This is a genomic window from Burkholderia sp. WAC0059, assembly GCF_002870125.1.
Lineage (GTDB): Bacteria > Pseudomonadota > Gammaproteobacteria > Burkholderiales > Burkholderiaceae > Paraburkholderia.
Window position 1 is genome coordinate 1 of the sequence record NZ_PNEO01000003.1, and the last position, 19,506, is coordinate 19,506.

Annotated in this window: 18 protein-coding genes; 6 read left to right on the forward strand and 12 right to left on the reverse strand. The window is 68.1% G+C overall.

What is annotated here, in order from left to right:
- Positions 1-98 (reverse strand): transposase (locus CY652_RS03685; protein WP_374703624.1); only part of this gene is annotated, 98 nt, incomplete at its 3' end.
- Positions 99-165: 67 nt separating this feature from the next.
- Here CY652_RS03685 and CY652_RS23795 point away from each other — a divergent pair.
- Positions 166-534: a hypothetical protein gene (locus CY652_RS23795; protein ID WP_146010021.1), complete on the forward strand. Its 369-nt coding sequence runs from the start codon at positions 166-168 to the stop codon at positions 532-534.
- Positions 535-552: 18 nt separating this feature from the next.
- Positions 553-921, forward strand: a complete 369-nt coding sequence (locus tag CY652_RS23800) for a hypothetical protein (RefSeq protein WP_146010022.1) — start codon at positions 553-555, stop codon at positions 919-921.
- Between the two features lie 496 nt (positions 922-1,417).
- Here CY652_RS23800 and CY652_RS24360 read toward each other — a convergent pair whose 3' ends face one another.
- Positions 1,418-1,555: a hypothetical protein gene (locus CY652_RS24360; protein WP_180970399.1), complete on the reverse strand. Its 138-nt coding sequence runs from the start codon at positions 1,553-1,555 to the stop codon at positions 1,418-1,420.
- A 136-nt stretch (positions 1,556-1,691) separates the two neighbouring features.
- Here CY652_RS24360 and CY652_RS03690 point away from each other — a divergent pair, with 136 nt between their 5' ends.
- Entirely contained in the window at positions 1,692-1,937 is a 246-nt protein-coding gene (locus CY652_RS03690; protein WP_102129361.1) for a hypothetical protein, read from the forward strand.
- Between the two features lie 210 nt (positions 1,938-2,147).
- Here the strand turns inward: CY652_RS03690 and CY652_RS03695 are convergent, their stop codons facing one another.
- Both CY652_RS03695 and CY652_RS03700 read right to left on the reverse strand, forming a co-directional pair.
- Positions 2,148-3,170: an ABC transporter substrate-binding protein gene (locus CY652_RS03695; RefSeq protein WP_102129362.1), complete on the reverse strand. Its 1,023-nt coding sequence runs from the start codon at positions 3,168-3,170 to the stop codon at positions 2,148-2,150.
- Positions 3,171-3,425: 255 nt separating this feature from the next.
- The gene (locus tag CY652_RS03700; RefSeq protein WP_102129363.1) at positions 3,426-5,711 is read right to left on the reverse strand and encodes an NADP-dependent malic enzyme; all 2,286 of its coding nucleotides are present in this window, start codon (positions 5,709-5,711) and stop codon (positions 3,426-3,428) included.
- A 137-nt stretch (positions 5,712-5,848) separates the two neighbouring features.
- Here CY652_RS03700 and CY652_RS03705 point away from each other — a divergent pair, with 137 nt between their 5' ends.
- Positions 5,849-6,832, forward strand: coding sequence for a LysR substrate-binding domain-containing protein (locus CY652_RS03705; RefSeq protein ID WP_102129364.1), 984 nt, complete (start codon positions 5,849-5,851; stop codon positions 6,830-6,832).
- Between the two features lie 117 nt (positions 6,833-6,949).
- Here CY652_RS03705 and CY652_RS03710 read toward each other — a convergent pair whose 3' ends face one another.
- The 6 genes from CY652_RS03710 to CY652_RS03735 form a co-directional block, all read right to left on the reverse strand.
- Positions 6,950-8,284 carry an MFS transporter gene (locus tag CY652_RS03710; RefSeq protein ID WP_102129365.1) on the reverse strand — a complete coding sequence of 445 codons (1,335 nt, stop codon included), beginning with the start codon at positions 8,282-8,284 and terminating at the stop codon, positions 6,950-6,952.
- 97 nt (positions 8,285-8,381) lie between these two features.
- Entirely contained in the window at positions 8,382-9,299 is a 918-nt protein-coding gene (gene kdgD / locus CY652_RS03715) for a 5-dehydro-4-deoxyglucarate dehydratase (RefSeq protein WP_102129366.1), read from the reverse strand.
- 65 nt (positions 9,300-9,364) lie between these two features.
- Positions 9,365-10,714 carry a glucarate dehydratase gene (gudD, locus tag CY652_RS03720; protein ID WP_102129367.1) on the reverse strand — a complete coding sequence of 450 codons (1,350 nt, stop codon included), beginning with the start codon at positions 10,712-10,714 and terminating at the stop codon, positions 9,365-9,367.
- 79 nt (positions 10,715-10,793) lie between these two features.
- A complete protein-coding gene (locus tag CY652_RS03725) occupies positions 10,794-11,921 on the reverse strand; it encodes a lactonase family protein (RefSeq protein ID WP_102129368.1) in 1,128 nt (375 codons plus the stop codon).
- A 33-nt stretch (positions 11,922-11,954) separates the two neighbouring features.
- Positions 11,955-13,217, reverse strand: a complete 1,263-nt coding sequence (locus tag CY652_RS03730) for an MFS transporter (RefSeq protein ID WP_102129369.1) — start codon at positions 13,215-13,217, stop codon at positions 11,955-11,957.
- A gap of 517 nt (positions 13,218-13,734) precedes the next feature.
- Entirely contained in the window at positions 13,735-14,493 is a 759-nt protein-coding gene (locus CY652_RS03735) for a FadR/GntR family transcriptional regulator (protein ID WP_102129370.1), read from the reverse strand.
- A 268-nt stretch (positions 14,494-14,761) separates the two neighbouring features.
- Between CY652_RS03735 and CY652_RS03740 the strand changes: the two genes are divergently transcribed.
- A complete protein-coding gene (locus CY652_RS03740) occupies positions 14,762-16,132 on the forward strand; it encodes an LLM class flavin-dependent oxidoreductase (protein ID WP_102129371.1) in 1,371 nt (456 codons plus the stop codon).
- Positions 16,133-16,312: 180 nt separating this feature from the next.
- Here the strand turns inward: CY652_RS03740 and CY652_RS03745 are convergent, their stop codons facing one another.
- Both CY652_RS03745 and CY652_RS03750 read right to left on the reverse strand, forming a co-directional pair.
- Positions 16,313-16,915, reverse strand: a complete 603-nt coding sequence (locus CY652_RS03745) for a nitroreductase family protein (protein WP_102129372.1) — start codon at positions 16,913-16,915, stop codon at positions 16,313-16,315.
- Between the two features lie 318 nt (positions 16,916-17,233).
- The gene (locus CY652_RS03750; RefSeq protein WP_102129617.1) at positions 17,234-18,145 is read right to left on the reverse strand and encodes a LysR substrate-binding domain-containing protein; all 912 of its coding nucleotides are present in this window, start codon (positions 18,143-18,145) and stop codon (positions 17,234-17,236) included.
- A 131-nt stretch (positions 18,146-18,276) separates the two neighbouring features.
- On the opposite strand from CY652_RS03750, the gene CY652_RS03755 reads away from it, so the two are divergent.
- The gene (locus CY652_RS03755; RefSeq protein ID WP_102129618.1) at positions 18,277-19,377 is read left to right on the forward strand and encodes a tartrate dehydrogenase; all 1,101 of its coding nucleotides are present in this window, start codon (positions 18,277-18,279) and stop codon (positions 19,375-19,377) included.
- The last annotated feature ends 129 nt before the right edge of the window (positions 19,378-19,506 follow it).

A 19,506-nucleotide genomic window follows, 5' to 3' on the forward strand; every position in this document is an offset into this window, starting at 1 on the left:
CGCTGCGGCGCGTCTTCGTTCATCAAGACCAGATAGGGAGCGGCGAAGCTCCATTCCTCGTCCGAAACGTCCGTGGGGTATGGCTTGCGTTCTGGCATTCCGCCAGATTACCAGGTTTGAACGAAAGTGCCTAACACGCTCTAGCATCGCGACGAAGCCCGAATTATGCTCGAAGTAGTAATAGCCGTAAGCTGCGTTGCGAAACAGGATAGAAAAAATCCCTTGATCTTCTTCGATCGACTTGAACCGGATCGCGAACTTGTAGGACTTCAGACGCTTGATCTGATCTTCGTTGCGCTTGTCGAGCACATCGCACAGGAAGTTGATCATCGGCATGCGCAGCGGATACACGTTGCTCCAGACCCGTTTGATCAACTCGATACTATCGGCGTCAAAGCGTTCGCCAGGCCGGCGCAGGGCAAACTTCGCCTGCACGAACAGACGTCGCAGAATGTCGTCAAGGAAGGGGAGGATGCCACGCTGTGGCTCACTGATCATGGCTGTGCGCAGATCCTTGTAGGTCATCTGGCCTGACTCGACGTAATAGGCAAGGTGCTTCAGGAAGCCAATCGTCCAGTCGTATTGCGACGGATTCCCACCGCGATCCGCATTTTCCTTCCAGGTGGGCGATTCGTCGAAGTGGTGAACATTGAACTTGTTCATCACGATCGGGGTGGAGACGAAATAGAACGCTTTTGTCGACATGCCCGCCTCGAGCATCCACCACGCATGCGCGCACTGCTCGGCTCGCTTGAGTGTGTTCTCGAACATCGAGATCACCTTGTCCGAAATGAAGCCCCCCCGCAGGAAGAAGCCGCCGATATTCGAGGTCGCGTGTTCGAAGCCCAAGGCACGGAAGAAGTACGAAGCGTCGCCGTGCCAGATCAACTGATTGGTTCGGAAGGCCGGCGAGGGCAGTAGTTCGCCCTGCACATCGGCCCACAGGTTATTGACGTAGAACAGATCCGGACTGCTGGTCTTCAGAAAATCAACCACCGCATCAAACCCTGCCTCGATGAGCGGGTCGTAATCGGTGACAGGCCAAACGATGGCGTTCTCATCGCCAATGTTTTCCTTGTACCACTTCAGGCACCAAAGCAGATGATGCTCTGACGTGGGCTCATACGATGGCGGCGCAATTTCCCGGATGCTGAAGTTTTGAAACCGGTTATAGGGCTCGGACAGGTAGATCTTTCGCCCAAACGCCGGCTTTGTGTTGAACGATACGATGACGTGAACTTCGGCATCTGGATGTTTCCCGGCGAATTTTTCCAGGGACGCGATAACATCCACAAGGGTTTCCCGAATGCCGAGCGTCGGAATAATCACGTGTATGCGGACTGGATTGGTCGGATTTGTATCTTTCATTTTAGACGGTATTCGTAAGGCAATGACCCAAGCGACGGAGTATATCGCGTCATTGTGCCGGCATCTTTTCCGCGTCCGGCGACAAGACCGGGGCGCCGAAATCGTCGCGCTTCTCGATAAAGTGCCGGTCTGGCTGTGCAAGAACGAGAACGACATCGTCCCGGACATGCCGGCCGACTGGAGTCATGCTGGTTTGCTCCATTCGGCAATGAAGTCCCCGGCTCCCCACGACCGTCCGGATGCTACGATATTCCCCAATTCCCACCGCAGCGAACGGCGGGAAACGCCATTCAATATTTCGTCGCGTATCTGGAGGAGGGGTTATGTCAATCGAGCATCGAGGCTTTCTCGTGGACGTGGACGTGGTGCCGGACGATACCGGTTTTCAGTGGCTGTGCCGCGCCACGATCGAGGGTGTCGGCGAGAAAGCCGGGAAGGAGACGTTGCCCGGTATCGAGCTGACGATTCCGAAGACGAAAATCGACATACTGATGGCGCTCAGCATGGTCGAGCACCGGGCCGTGGAGTCTATCGACGAATGGTACGAGCGGGGCGGCGTACCGACGTGAAGCGGGGTTCTTCGGCGGGTATGAGCTAGAGGGCGTAACGGCACCGGAGCCCGACAGCACGACGGACCGCGCGCTGCGCATTGCCGGCAGCGCGGCGGGTCATGGCGTCCGCCGCGCCCGAGCCGGGGGGCGAGCGCGCGGGCTTGTTCGTTCTTCCGCCGCGCGCGGGCGTCGTAACTACGCCGCCCGCGTGCGGACGGACCGGCGCCCTCAACTACCCGGCGTCGCGTAGGCCTCGGGGAAGAAGTAGTCCTTCCACGACGCCGCCTTGTGCTTGAGCACGCCGAGCCGGTAGAGCTCGCTCGCGTAGACGAAGCTGCGTTGCGGCGAGACCGTGAACGTGATCTCGGGATCGTTGACGATCTTCTCCACGAACGGCAGCGGCAGGCTCGAATGCTCGACGCGGATGTAGGTGGCCGCGGCGGCGTTCTTGTCCGCGTTGATGATGCGGGCCGCCTCGGTGAGCGCCTCATAGAACGCGCGGTAGGTCTTCGGGTTCTCGTCGTGGAACTTCTGCGTCGTGTAGAGCACGTTGAACGTCGCCGGGCCGCCCAGCGTGTCGTAGGAACTCAGAACCTTGTGGACGTCCGGGTGTTCCAGCTCCTGGTACTGGAACGGCGGGCTCGAGTAGTGCGCGTCGATGACCGAGTGGCCGGCGATCAGCGCGACGGCCGCGTCGGGGTGGGGCAGGCTCACCGAGATGTCGTCGAAGCGCGCGTAGTCCTTGTCGCCGAACACGCGGGCGGTCTCGATCTGCAGCGTGCGCGACTGGAAGCCCACGCCGGCGGCGGGCACGGCGATCCGGTCCTTGTTGGTGAAGTCCTTGAGCGTGTGGATGTTCGGGTTGTTGGTCAGCAGATAGTTGGGCATCGAGCCGAGCGAGGCGATGGCCTTGACGTTCTGGTGGCCCCACGTGCGGTCCCAGACGGTCAGCATCGGCGGCACGCCGGCCGACACCACGTCGAGCGAGCCGGCGAGCAGCGCCTCGTTCATGCCGGTCGCGCCCGAGATGGTGCGCCAGTCCACCTTGATGTCGAGGCCTTCCTGCTTGCCGTATTTCTCGATCAGGTGCTGGTCCTTCACGACGTCGAGGATCAGGTAGCCGATCCCGAACTGCTGGGCGATGCTGATGGTGCCTTCGGCCTGCGCCGTGCCGGCGAAGAGGGCGGCGCCGCACAGCGCGAGGGCGCCGGCTGCGCGTCGGAAAAGGGAGGGAGAGAAACGGCTCGTCATCTGTTGGTCTCGAACGCTGGGTTTTTCCGGAAAAAGGCAAGCCCATCCGGCGTCGTGCGGACCAGTCGTGTCTGCGGGAAACGGCCTGACGGGCGGGGATGCGGTAGAGCGATGCGCCGGTAGTCTACCGTTCGGCAGCCCGGGCCGATAAATGGCAATTGGAAATATGCTTATGCGAATTCGCGGTAATGGCGCGGATTCGCACGGCAGGCCGGGACGGCGCGAAGGCCGGCCCGGCCTGCCGTGGGCCGGCGTTTAGTCCCGGTTGGCGTCGATCACGGTCAGCGCGGCCATGTTGATGATGCGGCGCACCGTGGAACTCGACGTGAGGATGTGGACGGGCGCGTTCGCGCCGAGCAGGAACGGCCCGACCGCCACGTTGCTGCCGGCCGCCGTCTTCAGCAGGTTGTAGGCGATGTTGCCGGAGTCCACGTTCGGGCACACGAGCAGGTTCGCTGCGCCCTTGAGCTTCGAGGTCGGCAGCGTGCGCGCGCGCAGCGTCTCGTCGAGCGCGCAGTCGCCGTGCATCTCGCCGTCCACTTCGAGCTCGGGCGCGAGCGCGTTGACGAGCGCGAGCGCGCGGCGCATCTTCGGGCCCGAGGCCGAGCTGGCCGAACCGAAGTTCGAGCGCGAGAGCAGCGCGACCTTCGGCACGAGATCGAGCTTCGTCATGCGCTTCGCGGCGGCGACCGTGAACTCGGCGATCTGCTCGGCGCTCGGGTCGTCGTTGACGTGCGTATCGACGAGCGCGACGGTGCGGTCCTCGAGCAGCAGGATGTTCATCGCCGCGTAGGTCTGCGCGTCCGGCTGGCGGCCGATGACCTCGTCGATGAAGCGCAGGTGGTCGTGGTAGGCGCCCACGGTGCCGCAGACCATGCCGTCGGCGTCGCCGAGCCGCACCATCATCGCGCCGATCAGCGTGAGCCGCCGGCGCATCTCCACGCGCGCCATCTCCTTGGAGATGCCGTCGCGGCACATCAGCTCCCAGTAGGTCGTCCAGTACTGGTGGAAGCGTTCGTCGTATTCGGGGTTCGTCACTTCCACGTCCTGCCCGAGCTTCAGGCGCAGGCCGAACTTTTCGATGCGCGCGAGCAGCACTTCGGGCCGGCCGATCAGGATCGGGTGCGCGAGCTTCTCGTCGACGATCACCTGCACCGCGCGCAGCACGCGCTCTTCCTCGCCCTCGGTGAAGACGATGCGCGACTTGCCGCCGTTGCGCACGAACTGCTTGGCCGCCGCGAAGAGCGGCTTCATGAAGCTGCCCGAGCGGTAGACGAACTGCTGGAGCTGCTCGATGTAGCTGTCGATATCGGCGATCGGCCGCGTGGCCGCGCCGCTTTCCATGGCGGCCTTCGCGACGGCCGGCGCGATGCGCACGATGAGGCGCGGGTCGAACGGCTTCGGAATCAGGTACTCGGGGCCGAACGACGCGCCGTAGCTGCCGTAGGCGGCCGCGACCACGTCGCTTTGCTCCTCCTCGGCAAGCGCGGCGATGGCGTAGACGGCCGCCTTTTCCATGGCGGGCGTGATGGCCTTCGCGCCGACGTCGAGCGCGCCGCGGAAGATGTACGGGAAGCACAGGACGTTGTTGACCTGGTTCGGGTAGTCGGAGCGGCCCGTCGCGATCACGGCGTCGTCGCGTACCGCGCGCACCTCGGCGGGCAGGATTTCGGGCGTCGGGTTCGCGAGCGCGAGGATGAGCGGGCGGGCTGCCATCTTCGCGACCATTGCCGGTTTGAGCACGCCGCCGGCCGAGAGGCCGAGGAACACGTCGGCGCCCTCGATCACTTCATCGAGGCGGCGCGCGTGGGTCGGCTGCGCGAAGCGGGCCTTGTGCGGGTCCATCAGCGTCTGGCGGCCTTCGTAGACCACGCCTTCGATGTCGGTGGCCCAGATGTTCCGGAGCGGCAGGCCCAGTTCCACCATCAGGTCGAGACAGGCGAGCGCCGCCGCGCCCGCGCCCGAGGTGACGACCTTGATTTCCGAAATCTTCTTGCCGACCACCTTCAGCCCGTTGATGAAGGCCGCGCAGACCGTGATCGCGGTGCCGTGCTGGTCGTCGTGGAACACCGGGATGCTCAGGCGCTCGCGCAGCTTGCGCTCGACCGTGAAGCACTCGGGCGCCTTGATGTCCTCGAGGTTGATGCCGCCGAAGGTCGGCTCGAGCCCGGCGATGATATCGACGAGCTTGTCCGGGTCGGTCTCGTTGATCTCGATGTCGAACACGTCGATGCCGGCGAACTTCTTGAACAGCACCGCCTTGCCTTCCATCACGGGCTTCGAGGCGACCGGGCCGATGTTGCCGAGGCCGAGCACGGCCGTGCCGTTCGTGATGACGCCGACGAGGTTGCCGCGGCCCGTGTAGCGGAACGCGTTGAGCTCGTTCGAGGCGATTTCCTCGCAGGCCACGGCGACGCCGGGCGTGTAGGCGAGCGCGAGGTCGCGCTGGGTGACGAGGGGTTTGGTCGCCGTGACCGCGGTTTTGCCCGGGACGGGGAATTCGTGGTAGTCGAGTGCGGCTTGCCGGTCGGACGAGTTCATGAGCTGTCTCCTTGGACGTTTTGAGGAAGCGGAGACCAGTCTAGACGTCCACAATGCCGGTAATATTCGGGATTGATATGGTGGCATCAGGTTTTTCTTATACCTTCTGTCGCCCCCTCATTCCTTACGGTTCTTTCATGGCGACGTTCGATTCCAGCGAGGTAATCCGGCGGCTCGGCACGCGCCTGAAGATGCGCCATCTGCTGTTGCTGCTGCAGATCCGGCAGCACGGCTCGCTCACGCGCGCGGCCGAGCAGATGGCGAGCAGCCAGCCGGCCGTGACCAATGCGCTCGCCGAACTCGAGGCCATGTTCGGCGCGCCGCTCTTCGAGCGCTCGCCGCGCGGGATGACGCCGACCGAACTCGGCCAGGTCGTGCTGACCCGCGCCGAGGCGATGACGCACGATTTGAACCACCTCGTGCGCGACATGGAGGCGGTCGCGGCGGGCTACGCGGCGCATCTGCACGTGGGCGTGATTCCGTTCGTCTCCGGGCAGATGCTTTCGGCGGCCATCCACCGCGTGCGGCCCGAGGGCGGCCGCGCGCTGACGGTGGCGATGCACGAGGACACGAGCGACCAGCTCATGCGCCAGTTGCGCGACCACACGCTCGACCTCGTCGTGGCGCGCGCCTCGGCGGCGACGTCGCTCGAAGGCGTGACGCTCGAGGTGCTCTACCGTCAGCAGCCGCGGCTGATCGCGAGCCGCCGGCTCGCGGCGCGGCTCGCCCGCACGGGGCTCGACTGGCGCAAGCTCACCGATCTGGACTGGATTCTCGGCGCGCCGAACACGCCGATGCGCGAGCAGGTCAGCGACATCTTCCTCGCGGCGGGCGTCGTGCCGCCCACGCCTGTCGTCGAGAGCTATTCGTCGAAGCTGATCGGCGAGCTGATCGTCGCGAGCGAGCGGGCCGTCTCGGTCGTGCCCGCGGACATCGCCGAGGAACTCGTGCGCTTCTCGGGCGTGGCCGTCGTGCCGTATTCGTTCGACTGGACGCTGCCGCCCGTCGCGATGCTGATGCGCACGCAGGGCCGCGAGCGGCCGGCCTGCCGGATGTTCGCCGCGGCGCTGCGCGAGGCGGCGGCAGAGATGTTCGCGGGACGGGGCGCCGTGCCGCAGTGAGCGCGCGGGCGGACGCCGGGGCCGCTCGACTGCCCGCCGGGTTGTCTGCGGGTTGCCTGCCGAATTGCCGACTGCCGGCCGGTTGCTCGCCCGTCGCCTTGCCGGATTATTGGCGCGTTACCGGTTAACGAGTCGTGCCGGCGTCGCGAGCGCGAGCAGGCCGCCCAGCACCATGAAGCCCGCCAGCAGATACATGCCGGCCGCCGTGCTGTGCGTGTGTTCGGTCAGATAGCCAAACAGCGTCGGCGAGAAGAGGCCGGCCAGGTTGCCGATCGAGCTGATCATCGCGATGCCGGCCGCGGCGGCCTCGCCGCTCAGCAGCGCGGTCGGCTGGGCCCAGAGCAGCGGCGCCACGGCGAACACGCACATCGAGGCGGCCGTCATCACGACGATGGTGGCCGTCGTATCGTGGCTCCAGCGCGTGCTGAGCGCGAGCAGCGCCGCGCCCGCGACGGCCGGCACGGCCAGGTGCCAGCGCCGCTCGCGCGTGCGGTCCGAGTTCGTCGCCAGCAGGACCATGGCGAGCGCGGCGAACGCATACGGAATGGCCGAGAGCAGGCCCACGTTCAGCACGCCCTGGCCGCCCGAGCGCTGGATCAGCGTCGGCAGCCAGAAGCTGATGCCCATGTTGCCCGTCGCAAACGCGAACAGCATCAGGCTCATCAGCCAGATCCGGCCGTTCGCGAACACGGCGCGCAATTCGGCGGTCGGCTTTGCCCGATCCTCGCGGCCGATGTGCTCGCGCACGATGCGCTTTTGCGCGGCGTCCAGCCAGCGGACGTCGTCGACGCGGTCGGGCAGCAGGAACCAGATCGCCACGCCGATCGCGATGGCGGGCACGCCTTCGAGAAAGAACAGCCATTGCCAGCCGCGCAGGCCCGCCGCGCCCGAGAGCGCCTGCATGATCCAGCCCGACAGCGGGCCGCCGACGAGCCCCGAGACCGGCAGCGCGGCCATGAAGATCGCGACCATGCGGCCGCGCCGGCGGGCCGGATACCAGTAGGTCAGGTAGAGGATGATGCCGGGAAAGAGCCCGCATTCGGCCGCGCCGAGCAACAGACGCAGCGTGTAGAACGAGACCGGCGTGCGCGCGAACAGCATGCCCATCGACACGACGCCCCACGAGACGGCGATGCGCGCGATCCAGCGGCGCGCGCCCACGCGATGCAGGAGCAGATTGCTCGGCACCTCGAAAATCACGTAGGCCAGATAGAAAATGCCGGCGCTGAAACCGTAGACGGTTTCGCTGAAACCGAGGTCGGCCGACATCTGGAGCCTGGCGAGGCCGACGTTGATGCGGTCGAGGTAGGCGATGCAAAAGGCGGTCAGCAGGAGCGGCATTAGCCGGCGCGTGATTCGCGCGTAAAGCGCGTCCTCGCCGGCGGTCGCTTCGATGCGCGCGGCCGCGTCGTGCCGGGCATCGAGCGGCGTGCCGGCATCGGAATCGTTCATCGTCGTCTCCTGATCTTTTTTATGCGGCCTCGCGGATGGCCCGCGGCGGGGGCGAAGCGGCATCGGTCGGCCGTTCGCCCCCGCGCGCCGTCGCGCGTTACTGCGGCCCGAGCTTCCTGATGAGCGCGTGAAGCTGCTCGAGCTCGTCGCCGGAGAGATCGACGAGCGGCGCGCGCACGGGGCCCGCGTCGCGGCCGACGAGCTTCGCCCCGGCCTTGACGATGCTCACCGCGTAGCCGGCCTTGCGGTTGCGGAGCTCCAGATACGGCAGGAAGAACGCGTCGAGCAGCGCGCCGACGCTCGCGTGATCGTCGGAGGCGATGGCGCGGTAGAAGTCCATGGCGGTCTTCGGGATGAAGTTGAAGACGGCCGACGAGTAGACGGGCACGCCGAGCGCCCGGTAGGCCGCGGCATAGACCTCGGCGGTGGGCAGGCCGCCGAGATAGGCGAAGCGCTCGCCGAGGCGCCGGCGCACGACGACCATGGCCTCGATCTCGCCGACGCCGTCCTTGAAGCCGATGAGGTTCGGGCAGTCGTCGGCGAGGGTTTCGAGCGTGGCGGCGTTGAGCTTCGAGTTGGCGCGGTTGTAGACGATGACGCCGGTGTCGGGAATGGCGCGGCAGACCTGGCGCACGTGTTCTGCGATCCCGTCCTGGGGCGCCTCGGTGAGGTAGTGGGGCATCAGGAGGATGCCGCTCGCGCCGAGGCGCCGGGCTTCCTGGGCGAACTGGATGGCGACGCGCGTGGGGCCGCCCGCGCCGGCGATGATGGGAACCTTGCCGCGGCAGACCTCGGTGGCGGTGCGGATGACGCTGGAGTAGTCCTCGCGGGTGAGCGAGAAGAACTCGCCGGTGCCGCCGGCGGCGAAGAGCGCGGAGGCGCCGTAGGGGGCGAGCCATTCGAGGCGCCCGGCATAGCTGCGCGGGTTGAATTCGCCGTGCGCGTCGAAATCGGTGAGCGGGAAGGAGAGCAGGCCATCGGAGATGATCCGCTTGAGGTCCTGGGGCGTGGTCATGAGTCGTCCTTGAGTGATCGGGTGAAAACGGTCGAATCGGTCGGGTCTGGCCGGGGCGGGCGCGCTTAGCGCACGAGGCACGGCCGCTTGTTGTCGAAGCGCCAGCCGGGAATCAGGGATTGCATGGCGATGGCGTCGTCGCGGGCGCCGAGGCCGTGCTCGCGATAGAGCGCGTGGGCGGCTTCGAGCGCGTCCATGTCGATCTCGATGCCGAGGCCCGGGCGCTCGGGCACGCGGACCTTGCCGTCCGCGATCTTCAGCGGCTCGCGCGTGAGGCGCTGGCCGTCCTGCCAGATCCAGTGCGTGTCGATGGCCGTGATGCGGCCCGGGGCGGCCGCGGCGACGTGCGTGAACATCGCGAGCGAGATGTCGAAGTGGTTGTTCGAATGCGAGCCCCAGGTGAGGCCCCAGTCGTTGCACATCTGCGCGACGCGCACCGAGCCCTGCAGGGTCCAGAAGTGCGGGTCGGCGAGCGGGATGTCGACGGCCTGGAGCTGGATCGCGTGGCCCATCTGCCGCCAGTCCGTGGCGATCATGTTGGTGGCCGTCGGCAGGCCCGTGGCGCGGCGGAACTCGGCCATCACCTCGCGGCCCGAGTAGCCGTTCTCGGCGCCGCACGGGTCCTCGGCGTAGGCCAGCACGTCGTGCCGGTCGCGGCACAGCCGGACCGCTTCGGCGAGCGACCAGGCGCCGTTCGGGTCGAGCGTGATGCGCGCCTCGGGGAAGCGCTCGGCCAGCGCGGCGACGGCCTCGATCTCGGCCTCGCCTGCCAGCACGCCGCCCTTGAGCTTGAAGTCGGCGAAGCCGTAGCGCGCGTGGGCCGCTTCGGCGAGCCGCACGACAGCCTCGGGCGTGAGCGCCGGCTCGTGGCGCAGGCGGGTCCAGTCGTCGGTGGCGTCGGCGCCGTCGGCGTAGGGCAGGTCGGTCTTGCGCCGGTCGCCGACGTAGAAGAGATAGCCGAGCATCTGCACCTCGTCGCGCTGCTGGCCTTCGCCGAGCAGCGCGGCCACGGGCACGCCGAGGTGCTGCCCGAGCAGGTCGAGCAGCGCGGCCTCGAGCGCGGTGACGGCGTGGATGGTCGTGCGCAGGTCGAAGGTCTGCAGGCCGCGGCCGCCGGCGTCGCGGTCGGCGAAGTGCGTGCGCACGGCGTTGAGCACGGCGCGGAAGCGGCCGAGCGGCTGGCCGACCAGGAGCGGGCGGGCGTCCTCGAGCGTCTGCCGGATGGCTTCGCCGCCGGGGACTTCGCCGATGCCCGTGCGGCCGGCGCTGTCGCGCAGCAGGACGACGTTGCGGGTGAAGAACGGGCCGTGCGCGCCGCTCAGGTTGAGCAGCATGCTGTCGCGGCCCGCGACGGGCACGACGCGCAGCTCGGTGAGCGTCGGCGTGTCGGCGGGGCGGGGGAGGTTCGTGGGCATGGCGAATCGGGTTCGGGTTGGGAGGGAAGGGGGTGCGTCGAAAGGGTCCAGGGCGTCGAAAGCGGCGGACGGAGCAGGCTCAGGAAGCGGCGGGCCGGGCCGACAGCGGGACGATCTCGACCCAGTTGGCGCCGTGCCCGCCTTCGCCGTGGCCCAGGCGCTCGAGCGCGCCGGACGGACCGTCGACGGCGTAGAGCGCGACCTGCGTGGAGCGCTCGCCGCAGGCGACGAGAAAGCGCCCGTCGGGCGTGATGCGAAAGCCGCGCGGCTGGGTCTCGGTGGAGGCGAAGCCGGCGTAGCGGAGGCTGCCGTCGTCGTCGACGCGCCAGACGAGCAGGCGGCTCGACGTGCGCTCGGACGTGTAGACGAAGCGGCCGTCGGGGCGCACATGGATGTCGGCGGCCCAGATCAGTGTGGCCAGCGTCTTCGGGTCGGGCTGCACCGGGGCGGAGAAGTGCGGGCGGGCGTAGCCGTCGACGAGTTCGGCGAGCACGCTCGCGCGTTCGCTGATCCGCGCGGGTTCGAGCGCGCCGCTTGCGCTGTCGCGCCGGAACGCGGCGACGACCGAGCGGAACTCGCTCAGCACGTAGAGCCATCCGCCGCACGGGGACAGGCGCAGATGGCGCGGCCCGAAGCCGGCCGGCAGCGCGAGCGTGCCGATGACGCGTAGCGGCGCGTCGTGGTGCGCGGCGTCGATGGCGCAGGCCAGCACCTTGTCGCTGCCCAGCGACGAGACGTAGGCGTAGCGGTCGTCGGGCGAGACGATCACGGCATGCGCATGCGGGATCTCGGGGATTACCTGCAGCGGCGTGCCGTCGCCGGCGCGCAGCCGCTCGACGCTGTACACGCCGAGCAGGTTTTCGCCGTACGAGGCGCCGAACAGCAGCCGGCCCGCGCCGTCCGTCGCCAGGTAGGCGAAGCTCGCGTCGATCGAAACGGCGTGCCGGCGTTCGAGGCGTCCGTTCAGCGCGTCCAGCGAGAATTCGATGAGGCTCGGCTGTGCGCCGCGCGTAGCCGCATAAAGCACACGCGTATCGGCTGCGCCCAGCGCGCCCGGCCGCGCGAGCGGCATCACGGCTTCGCCCGCCGGCTGCCGGCCGAGCGGCGCGAGGCGCGCGTTGGCCGCGTCGAGCCGGAACGTCGAGAGGTCGCCGTCCGCCGCGTTCGATACGATGACGAGGTAGTCCTGCGTCGCTGGAGTCTGCATGGTCGGTATGTCCTGTTCTTGTGTCCGGCGTGCTCAGAGCGCCTTGTGCTGTTCGGGGTGCGGCGTCCACGGGCGATTCGTGCGCTGGTTCTTCGTCAGGAACGCGGCGGCGGCTGCGATCAGCGAGGCGACGGCGAGGCCGTAGAGTCCGCCCGAAATCGAGCCGGTGCGCTGCTGCAGATAGCCGAACGCCGCGGGCGCGAAGAAGCCGCCCAGGTTGCCGAGCGAATTGATGAGCGCGATCACGCCGGCCGCCACGCGCGCGTCGAGATAGCCCTGCGGAATCGGCCAGAACAGCGAGGCCGCGGCCTTGAAGCCCAGCGCCGAGAAGCAGATCGCGACGAACGAGAATACCGGGCTCGCGGACGTGGACGCGAAGAGCCCGATGGCTGCGATCACGAGCGCGGTGGCGAGCCAGCCCTGCTGGAAGCGCCAGCGGGTTGAGAGCAGCGCGAAGCCGTACATCGCGAGCATCGCGATGAGCCACGGAATGGCGTTGTAGAGCCCCACCTCGAAGTCGGTGAGTCCGCCCATGCGGCGGATGATGGTCGGCAGCCAGAACGTGGCCGCGTAGATGGTGAGCTGGATCGCGAAGTAGAGGAAGCAGAACAGCAGGATTTGCGGATCGCGCAGCAGCGTGCCGAGCGGCAGGCGCGTGCCGGCCGCGGCCTCGCGCTCGGCCTGCTCGGTTGCGACCATCGTTTCGAGCGCGTCCTTTTCGGCGTCGGTGAGCCAGGCGGCGTCGCGCGGATGCGACTTGACGAGCACCCAGCTCGCCACGCACAGCGCGATCGAGAAGAGCCCTTCGATCAGAAACATCCACTGCCAGCCGTGCAGGCCGAGCCCGCTTACCGACAGCAGCGCGCCCGTGATCGGGCCGCAGACGACCGAGGCGAGCGCCGAGCCGCCGAGGAAGACGGCGATGGCCTTGCCGCGCTCGCGCTGCGGCAGCCACTGCGTGAAGTAGTAGACGACGCCGGGGAAGAAGCCCGCTTCGGCCACGCCGAGCAGAAAGCGCAGCACGTAGAACGAGGTCTCGCCGCGCGTGAAGGCCATCGCGGCGGCGACGATGCCCCAGGTGAACATGATGCGGGTGAGCCAGGCGCGCGCGCCGACCTTGACCATCAGCAGGTTGGAGGGCACCTCGAAGATCGCGTAGCTCACGAAGAAGAGGCCGCTGCCGAGGCCGAAGGCGGCCGCGCCCATGCCGAGGTCGGTGTGCAGATAGTTGCTGACGAAGCCGAGGTTGACGCGATCGACGTAATTCGCAACGAACATCAGCAGGAAGAGCGGCATGACGTGCCGGTTAACCTTGGCCGCGGCGGTGTCGAGGGCGCTGGCGGCGGGCGTGGCGGGGGCGGTGGTCAACGGGCTTGTCTCCTTGTGACGGCGCGAGCGGGACGGTCGCGCCGTTGGTGTGATATGTCGTCGTACAACATCGTAGCGTCGAAACGTCGGAGGTAGAAGGGGGTTAACCCCTGGGTGTCGAGCTATCCCATGAAAGGCTGGGCAACCGGGGCGAGCCGGATGCCGTGTCCGTTTGGGGCAGGCTTGGCGGGGATGTTGTGCGATGACTGATCTCAGGGTATCGGGGATGAATTACCCGGCCCGGCCGGCCTCGATACCCTGTGCGTTGTTGCAACGAGGACGGGCCGGCCGTCTCGTGGCCGCGCCTCTCTCTCGGCGCCCAGCTCGGGCGCGGATGAAAGGCGGCCCGGCTGGCCGCCATCGTCCGGGCGGCGGCCTTCATCGGCGCCCCCGCCCGCCGGGCGTTCGTTTTCTCCGGCGCGGCGACGCGTTGCGTCGCGCCGATTCAGGCCCTCCCGCCGGCCCCGGCTTCGTCGTCCGGCTCGTGCGCGCGGCGCAGTCGCTCGCGGCTGTTCGACAGATGCATGCGCATCGCGGCGCGCGCGCCCTCGGCGTCGTGTCGCGCGATGGCCGAAAGAATGCTCTCGTGCTCGAGATTCACGAGCGAGACGTAGGCGCGCGGATCGGCATGCGCGATCCGCGCCGAATTGAGGCGATTGCGCGGAATCAGCGCCGCGCCCATCTGCGTGAGGATGTCGACGAAATAGCGGTTGCCCGTGGCGCGCGCCACGGCGATATGGAACTGCAAATCGGGCGAAACGCTGTCGGTGCCCGTCTGGGTGGTCGCGTCGATGGCGTCGAGCGCCGCGCGCATGCGGGCCAGATCGTCGGGATTCGCGCGCTGCGCGGCGAGGCCCGCGCATTCGGTTTCGAGGCTGATGCGCAGCTCGAGGATCGAGAGGACGTCGCGCAGCGTGGTGGCCTCGACCACCTCGAAATCGAGCGACCGGCTCTTCGGTTCGAGCACGAAGCTGCCGATGCCGTGTCGCGTTTCGACGGCTCCCGACGCCTGTAGCTGCGAGATGGCCTCGCGCACGACGGTGCGGCTCACGCCGAGCGCGGCCATGAGCTGGGATTCGGTCGGCAGTTGGTCGCCGGGGCGCAGCGCGTGGGTGTCGATCTGCTCGCGCACGTGCTGGACGACGAAGCCGGCGAGGTTGCGCGCGCGGCGCGGCGGCGCGGGGGAGGTGGGCGGAGTGGCCACGCGTGAGGCTCCTTGGTTTCCTGCCGGGACGGGACGCACCGCGCGCAGCGGGGGCTGCCCGTGAGTCGTGGGTTCGTTGTCATTATCGGTTATCGGATAACTTATGAGAAGGGCGCCGTTTCCGCCGCGCGATCAAGGGCCGGTTCCGCCGCGAGTTTCCTTCCAGCGCCTCATAAGCAACTTCCAAATCAGTGGTAGGCGCGGCCCGCGCGGGCTGGTCCAATAGACGGTTCGATCGATCCGGCCGACACGGCGTGGGAGCTTCACGATGGCGAAAAAGCAGATTCTCCTCAACGCGTTCAACATGAACTGCGTGGGCCACATCAATCACGGTCTGTGGGCGCACCCGCGCGACCGTTCCGTCGACTACCGGCAACTGTCGTACTGGACCGACCTCGCGCGCACGCTCGAGCGCGGCCTGTTCGACGGGCTCTTTCTCGCCGACATCGTCGGCGTCTACGACGTCTACCAGCGCAACGTCGACGTCACGCTGCGCGAGTCGATCCAGCTCCCCGTGAACGACCCCACGCTGCTCGTTTCGGCGATGGCCGCCGTGACCGGACACCTCGGCTTCGGCGTCACGGTCAACCTGACCTACGAGCAGCCCTATCTGCTCGCGCGGCGCTTTTCGACGCTCGATCACCTGACGGGCGGGCGCATCGGCTGGAACATCGTGACGGGCTATCTCGACAGCGCCGCGCGCGCGATGGGGCTCGCGGAACAACTGCCGCACGACGAGCGCTACGACCGCGCGGACGAATATCTCGAGGTGCTCTACAAGCTCTGGGAAGGAAGCTGGGAGGCCGACGCCGTGCTGCGCGACCGGGCGGCGCGCGTCTACGCCGATCCGGCCCGCGTGCACCGCGTCCGCCACGCGGGGCGCTACTACAACGTCGACGGCTACCATCTCGCCGAGCCCTCGCCGCAGCGCACGCCGGTGCTGTTCCAGGCGGGCAGCTCCGGGCGCGGCCAGCGCTTCGCCGCGCGCCATGCCGAATGCGTGTTCATTTCGCCGCTGAACCGCGAGGCCGCGCGCGAGACGGTGCGCACGCTGCGCGAGCAACTGGTTCAGGCGGGCCGTCGGCCCGACGACGTGAAGGTGTTCCTCGGCGCGGCCGTGGTGCCGGGCGCGAGCGAGCGCGAGGCGCGCGAGAAGTACGCGGACTACCTGCATTACGCGAGCCGCGAGGCGGGGCTCGCGCACTTCGCGGCCGGCACCGGCATCGACTACGCGCAATACGATCTCGACGAACCCATCGACTACGCGGGCGGCAACGCGATCGAGTCGGTATCGCGCACGGCGCAGCGGCACGGTCTGACGCGGCGCCGGCTGCTGCAGATGCTCGAGCTCGGCGGCCGCTATCCGGCCATCGTCGGCAGCGCGGCGCAGGTGGCCGACGAGCTGCAGGCGTGGGTCGACGAAACGGGCGTGGACGGCTTCAACCTGAGCCGCACCGTCGTGCCCGAGAGCTACGAGGACTTTATCGAACTCGTCGTGCCCGAGCTGCAGAATCGCGGCATCTACAAGACGGCGTATGCCGAGGGCACGCTGCGCCGCAAGCTGACGGGCGAGGGCGATCTGCTGCCGTCGCGGCACGTGGCATCGACGTTTCGCGCCGCGGCGGGCGTGCCGGCTTGACGACGGTGCGTCGGCGGGGCGAGTAGAGCGGCATGGCGACGTAGCGGGCCGGCCGGACCCGGAGCGGGATGCCGGCCGCGCCGCGGGCGACGGACGGCAGGCGGCACGCAAGCAGATGGCTTGCAAGCGGACGGCATGTGCCGGCACGGCTTTCGGCCTGCCGGCGCGGTTCGTCCGGCGTCAGACGTCGAACGCGAACCGTCCTTCGGCCGAGAAGGCCGAGATCGGCTGGCGCGGGCTTGGCTGCTCGCGGGCCTGCAACGCTTCGGGTAGCGAGGCGCGGTCGCCGAGCCGTCCGATCGCGATGCCGGCCTCGATCGCGTAGGCCTCGGGAATCGCGAGTTCGCGGCGAATCCGCTCGTGCTCGATGCCGGCGAGGCCGTGCGTCTTCCAGCCCGCGAGACTCGCCTGCAGCGCGAAATAGCCCCAGGCCGCGCCCGTGTCGAACGAATGGTGCCGGGCCGGCACTTCGTCCTTGCCGCCCGGCGGGACGAATGTCGTTTTCGACAGCACGATCACGATGGCCGCGGCCGTCCTGGCCCAGCCCTGGTTGAACTCGTTCAGGAAGCCGAGAAATTGCGTCCAGTGCCCGGTGTCGCGGCGGGCGTAGACGAACCGCCAGGGTTGCGAGTTGTAGGACGACGGCGCCCAGCGCGCGGCTTCGAGAAACGTGCGCAGCGCTTCGTCCGTGATCGGGGTGTCGGCGAACGCGCGGGGCGACCAGCGGTCGAGAAACTGGCGATCGATGGGATGATCGGCGGTGCGGCCATTCGAAGTGGTCATGACGGTATCCGTGGCAAAGGGGTTGTCGACGAGTGTGCGCGCGAGCGGCGCAGGCCGGTGCCGTCCGGTTCGATTCGGCCAAATTCCGCCTAATCCGCGGCCCGAAGATGGCCGGCGGGCCCGACGCGACGAGCCGGAATCGAGTCTGGCCCGACGGCGCGCCGCGCGGAACCGATTTTTTTTCGCATGCTTATGACGGCGGCGATCGACGTGGCGGGGGGCGCCGGCCTCGCGCGACGCGGTCTTCATGCTACGCCTTGCCGGCCGACGCGGCGTCGTCCGTGGCCGGAGCCGCCCGCCACGCGCCTACGACGTCGCCTACGACGTGCCGAGCGAGGTCGCGAGCAGTTCGACGAACGCGCGCACGCGCGCCGTCATCTGGTGCTGGGACGAGTAGACCGCGAAGATGTCCGCGTCGGGCGTCCGGTATTCCGGCAGCACGTGCACGAGCTGCCCCGCGCGCAGGTACTGGACGATGTCCCATTCGGCGCGCATCAGGATGCCGTAGCCGTCGAGCGCCCACTTCACGGCGATTTCGCCGTCGTTCGTGGTCAGGTTGCCGCGCACGCGGACCGCCTCCGTCTTTTGCGTCGCGCCGCGTCCGCTCGTGAGCCGCCAGATGCCGTAGGCGTCGTCGCCCTGGCGGATGCCGATGCAGTTGTGGCGCGCGAGGTCGCGCGGCGTTTTCGGCAGGCGATGCTCGCGCAGATACGCGGGCGCCGCGCAGAGCAGCCGCCGGTTCGGCGCGATGCGGCGCGCGATGACCCGCGCGTCGGGCGGCTCGCCGAAGCGCACGCAGACGTCGTAGGAATCGTCGCTGATGGGCGGCGGATCGACCGAGAGTTGCAGTTGCACGTCCACCTCGGGATAGCGCTGCACGAAGCGCGCGATGACGGGCGCGACGTGGCTGCGCCCGAAGCCGAGCGTCGCGTTCACGCGCAGCAGGCCTTTGGGCGCGGCTCGCGCGTCGCCGAGCAACTGCGCGAGCTCCTCCATCTCGCCGAGGATGCGGCGCGCGCGGGCCAGGTAGAGCTCGCCTTCGGGCGTGAGACTCATGCGGCGCGTGGTGCGGTTGACGAGCGGCACGCCGGCGCGCGCCTCCATCTGCGCGAGATGCCGGCTCACGGCCGCCGTCGAGATGCCGAGTTCGCGCGCGGCCGCGGTGAGGCTGCCGCGGTTCGCGAGAACGTTGAAAAAGCCAAGGTCTTCCGGCTGCACCGGCCCGTTCATCGTGCTCATGTTGGTTGCCGATTGTTAACCGTGGGTTAAAGGTGGTTTAAGTCTAGCACCGCCCGCGCGCCGGCCGGGTCTTCTACCATGGCGGCGTACACATGGACAACGACGAACGGAGACACGTCAGCATGAAGACCTATCGCATTGCCACCATTCCCGGCGACGGCATCGGCAAGGAAGTGATTCCCGCGGGCCAGCGCGTGCTCGAAGCGCTCGCGAAAAGCACTGGCGCCTTTGCCTTCGAGTTCGAGAATTTCGGCTGGGGCGGCGACTACTACCGCGAGCACGGCGTGATGATGCCGGCGGACGGCCTGAACGCGCTGCGCGATCGCGACGCCATCCTGTTCGGCTCGGCGGGCGACCCGCACATTCCCGACCACATCACGCTCTGGGGCCTGCGCCTGAAAATTTGCCAGGGCTTCGACCAGTACGCCAACGTGCGCCCGACCCGCATCCTGCCGGGCATCGACGCGCCGCTCAAGCGCTGCGGGCCCGCCGATCTCGACTGGGTGATCGTGCGCGAGAACTCCGAGGGCGAGTATTCGGGCGTCGGCGGCCGCGCGCATCAGGGCCATCCGATCGAAGTCGCGACCGACGTCTCGATGATGACGCGCGCGGGCGTCGAGCGCATCCTGCGTTTCGCGTTCCGGCTCGCGCAATCGCGGCCGCGCAAGCTGCTCACCGTCATCACGAAGAGCAATGCGCAGCGGCACGCCATGGTGATGTGGGACGAGATCGCCGTGCAGGTCGCGCGCGAATTCCCGGACGTCACCTGGGACAAGGAACTCGTCGACGCGGCGACGGCGCGCATGGTCAATCGCCCGGCCTCGCTCGACACGATCGTCGCGACCAACCTGCACGCCGACATCCTGAGCGACCTCGCGGCGGCGCTCGCGGGCAGCCTCGGCATCGCGCCGACGGGGAACCTCGATCCCGAGCGCCGCTATCCGTCGATGTTCGAGCCGATTCACGGTTCGGCGTTCGACATCATGGGCAAGGGGCTCGCCAATCCGGTCGGCACGTTCTGGTCGGTCGTGATGCTGCTGGAGCACCTCGGCGAACCCGCGGCCGCGAAGGTCGTGATGGACGCGATCGAGCACGTCACCGGCAACAGCGCGCTGCATACGCGCGACCTCGGCGGCGACGCGACGACGGAGCAGGTGACGGCCGCCGTCTGCGCGCACATCGCCGCGCACGCGTCGCAGGCGAAGCAGGCCGTGGCCGCCTGAGCGGACCGCTGGAGCTTCGCCGGTTACACGAGCGTGTTCTCCGCGCCGAAAGCGCGGGACGTACGGCACACGCGGCACGCACGGCCAGGGTTCGGCCGTCGCGTGCGTTCCGCGGGACGACCCTGCCGC

Excerpts from the sequence above, each read along its gene's own strand:
- CY652_RS03730 (WP_102129369.1), bottom strand. The coding sequence starts at position 13,217 with ATGCCGCTCTTCCTGCTGATGTTCGTTGCGAATTACGTCGATCGCGTC.
- CY652_RS03750 (WP_102129617.1), bottom strand. The coding sequence starts at position 18,145 with ATGAACGGGCCGGTGCAGCCGGAAGACCTTGGCTTTTTCAACGTTCTC.
- CY652_RS24360 (WP_180970399.1), bottom strand. The coding sequence starts at position 1,555 with ATGACTCCAGTCGGCCGGCATGTCCGGGACGATGTCGTTCTCGTTCTT.
- kdgD (WP_102129366.1), bottom strand. The coding sequence starts at position 9,299 with ATGACCACGCCCCAGGACCTCAAGCGGATCATCTCCGATGGCCTGCTC.
- CY652_RS03695 (WP_102129362.1), bottom strand. The coding sequence starts at position 3,170 with ATGACGAGCCGTTTCTCTCCCTCCCTTTTCCGACGCGCAGCCGGCGCC.
- CY652_RS03725 (WP_102129368.1), bottom strand. The coding sequence starts at position 11,921 with ATGCAGACTCCAGCGACGCAGGACTACCTCGTCATCGTATCGAACGCG.
- CY652_RS03745 (WP_102129372.1), bottom strand. The coding sequence starts at position 16,915 with ATGACCACTTCGAATGGCCGCACCGCCGATCATCCCATCGATCGCCAG.
- CY652_RS03690 (WP_102129361.1), top strand. The coding sequence starts at position 1,692 with ATGTCAATCGAGCATCGAGGCTTTCTCGTGGACGTGGACGTGGTGCCG.
- CY652_RS03740 (WP_102129371.1), top strand. The coding sequence starts at position 14,762 with ATGGCGAAAAAGCAGATTCTCCTCAACGCGTTCAACATGAACTGCGTG.
- CY652_RS03755 (WP_102129618.1), top strand. The coding sequence starts at position 18,277 with ATGAAGACCTATCGCATTGCCACCATTCCCGGCGACGGCATCGGCAAG.
- CY652_RS03700 (WP_102129363.1), bottom strand. The coding sequence starts at position 5,711 with ATGAACTCGTCCGACCGGCAAGCCGCACTCGACTACCACGAATTCCCC.
- CY652_RS23795 (WP_146010021.1), top strand. The coding sequence starts at position 166 with ATGCTCGAAGTAGTAATAGCCGTAAGCTGCGTTGCGAAACAGGATAGA.
- CY652_RS03710 (WP_102129365.1), bottom strand. The coding sequence starts at position 8,284 with ATGAACGATTCCGATGCCGGCACGCCGCTCGATGCCCGGCACGACGCG.
- CY652_RS03705 (WP_102129364.1), top strand. The coding sequence starts at position 5,849 with ATGGCGACGTTCGATTCCAGCGAGGTAATCCGGCGGCTCGGCACGCGC.
- gudD (WP_102129367.1), bottom strand. The coding sequence starts at position 10,714 with ATGCCCACGAACCTCCCCCGCCCCGCCGACACGCCGACGCTCACCGAG.